The organism is Marivita sp. S2033, from assembly GCF_046592965.1.
Taxonomy (GTDB): domain Bacteria; phylum Pseudomonadota; class Alphaproteobacteria; order Rhodobacterales; family Rhodobacteraceae; genus Marivita.
Map to the genome: position 1 here is coordinate 1 of NZ_JBISBV010000052.1, position 557 is coordinate 557.

The window sequence follows — 557 nt, forward strand, 5'->3', positions numbered from 1 at the left end:
GCGCACAATTTTCGAATCTTGTCTTGAGTGCATCGGATACCTCATCATACAGGGAGTAATCATCGTGTTCCACGCTTCGCAGGCGTTTGAGAAATCGTTCCAGATTCGTCCAACTTCCTCCAAGGCGCGCCACAGCGCAAACCCCAAAAAGGTCAGCCTCATCTTCCTTCTGCCTTCGAGCCATAGCCGCCTTTTTCGGTGAAAAGTCAGCGTTCAGGATATGAGCAAGCTCATGCGCGACGATGAAGTGGGCTTGCTCGGGAGTGTCTCCATCCAGGACAAAGCTCAGAAGGCCCGTGTTGATCAAAATGTAATCGCCAACCGAAGGAGCTGTTGGTGGTACAATCGCGATATCACGCATGAATTCACATGGAACGACATCAACCGGTCGATTGAGACCAATAGTATCTGAAATCTGCGAAACGATGCCTTCCGCCTCGCTGGGGGCAAGTCCGAGAACTCCTTCGTTCATAGCCGCCTCAGATTGTGCCTCCTCGATGCAAACTTTCCAAACCTGTGCCTGCGATTCCTTAGGGCAGGTAATCAAAAACAATGCT

At 51.0% G+C, this 557-nt stretch carries 1 protein-coding gene; it reads right to left on the bottom strand.

All coding sequences use genetic code 11. The features are described from left to right. Positions 1 to 557 (bottom strand): hypothetical protein (locus tag ACGKZZ_RS17270; RefSeq protein ID WP_411224755.1); only part of this gene is annotated, 557 nt, incomplete at both ends.